This window comes from Arthrobacter sp. Hiyo1, from assembly GCF_001263615.2.
Taxonomy (GTDB): domain Bacteria; phylum Actinomycetota; class Actinomycetes; order Actinomycetales; family Micrococcaceae; genus Arthrobacter.
The window spans coordinates 76,202-78,139 of sequence record NZ_DF952468.1 but is presented as its reverse complement, the minus strand read 5'-3'; the positions used below and the strand labels follow the sequence as shown (position 1 = coordinate 78,139).

The window sequence follows — 1,938 nt, the reverse complement described above, 5'->3', positions numbered from 1 at the left end:
GTCCCCGGGCGCCGATTCCCGTGGCCGCGATTAGCTAGGATGGGAGCATGACTGACATGTTCCTCGAGAAGTTCCGCGCGCTTGTACCGAAGTATCTCGAGGACGAATGGCAGGAAGAAGACGGGCTGTCCGCCGCTGAGCTGGACGAGGCCCTGTCCGCCCACTCGTTCACCATTCCCATGGTGCTGCGCGAGTTCTACCTCGCCCTCGGTGGTTGCGAGGACCTCATGGAGGCCTACCACTACTTCTGGGACCCCGAAGAGCTCGAAGTGGACGACGAAGGTTTCCTCATGTTCTTGGAGGACGAGGAAGAGCAGTTCACTTGGGGCTTCCGCGTAGGCGACCTCGGCGTCCCGGATCCCATCGTGTGGCGCCGCAACAACGCCCGCGGCCAATGGAAATCCGAAGAAGGCACGTTCTCCGAGTTCGTGTTCGACATGTTCGACTGGGCCTTCAGCGACGAAGACTAGGGTTTTTGGGGGGGCTTTAGTGGGCGCCGCGCCTTCCTGACCCTCTCTGAATTTCGAGGAGCCACGACACACCTGGATCAGGGTGTGTCGCGGCTTTTTTCGTGCCAAAGAAGGTCAGGACGGTCCGCGCTTTGGTGGAGTCTGCTGCTGGATTACGACGGCGGCACCCACCCGGGCGCGTATCTTGCGGGGGCGAAGCGGCCGACTTCCCGGTGCCGCAACACGGTCAAGACCTCGTTGACCATCTCTTCAGGACGGTGGACCACGTCCTGGTAGAAGTAGTGCAACGACAAAAGCCCACCCTTCACACTGGCGTTGTCCCGGTACCGGTCCTTCTTGACCTGCCGCGGCTCCAGATGCGTATGGCCGTCGAGTTCCACTACAAGGCACTCGTTGATCAGGCAGTCCACCTCCCCCACCCCCGCCAGTTCCACATGCATCCGGACCCGGAGACCCGCCCGGACAAAGTGCGTGTGTGCGAGCACTTCCAGCAAGGAATCAGCCCTGGGCAGCACAAGATCCAGCGCAGCCCTCGCTGCTCCGTTGCGGTTGCCTTGCAGTTTCGTCTTAAGGAAGTCTGCGGTGATCAACCCGCGGCTAACTGCGGACTGGACAATTACCAAGGATTCCAATTCGGGTCGGCATCTCAGGGCGTGGATAAGGACATCAGCTAGGCCGGCCACAGGAAGGTACGGATGCCCCGGATGGCTACATCGGGCATGGTCCACCACACCGTCCCGGACTAGGCCGCTACCGCAGCTGAGATGGATGGCCTCGGGTTTCCGGGAACTCCCCAGTCCTTGGACGCCTCCTGGCTCCTGCAGCTGCCACAAATTGTAGAAACGAACAGCCGAAACGCAGGTCAAGACGCCATTCGCCGCTAACGCAGCAACGATGCCTGGATCGGCGCCCTCAATCGTGTAGATCCCGCGGCGCAACAGGTTGAGCGTTCCGTTGCGGAGCCCTTGGGCCAACGCCGACTTGGGAAAGCCCGCTCTAAGCAGTTGCGCAGTCCGGGCCGCACCGCCCCGCCTCTGGAGGAATTGCACTATATCCATGTGGCCACTCCAGCAGCATCGCTCAGGCGACAGTAGCTCCGGGTTCCCCTATGTGGACAACTTTGCTGGCCCTTCCTGACCTTCTTTGGGTCCATAAACTGCCGGACACACCCCTTCTCAGGCGTGTCGGGGCCATTTTGAATTCAAAGAAGGTCAGGACGGCGCGCAGAATTCCCCGAAAACTCCGAAAATCCCTTTGACCGGGAAAGTTGCACCCGTGACAAAGTTGTCATATGCTGTAACCGGATTCACTAAATGCCTCCGGTGGATCTGATGCGAACGGAGATTATGGTCCCGGTTCGTTGCAGCGCGTGACTCGTAGCGTTGCAAGGAACCGGGGCCATTGCATTTAAGCCCAGCCCCCGCGCGCCCCACCCAACTAGCTCGCAGTTGTTGTCGTTATAACGGCT

At 60.3% G+C, this 1,938-nt stretch carries 2 protein-coding genes; one reads left to right on the top strand and one right to left on the bottom strand.

Features of this window, described 5'->3' with window-relative positions; genetic code table 11:
- Nucleotides 1-47: 47 nt before the first annotated feature.
- Nucleotides 48-470 (top strand): hypothetical protein, encoded by a 423-nt coding sequence (locus AHiyo1_RS00325; RefSeq protein WP_059387238.1) that lies wholly within the window; start codon nt 48-50, stop codon nt 468-470.
- A 152-nt stretch (nt 471-622) separates the two neighbouring features.
- On the opposite strand, the gene AHiyo1_RS00320 is transcribed toward AHiyo1_RS00325, so the two are convergent.
- Nucleotides 623-1,528 (bottom strand): DUF559 domain-containing protein, encoded by a 906-nt coding sequence (locus tag AHiyo1_RS00320; protein ID WP_059387237.1) that lies wholly within the window; start codon nt 1,526-1,528, stop codon nt 623-625.
- Nucleotides 1,529-1,938: the final 410 nt, after the last annotated feature.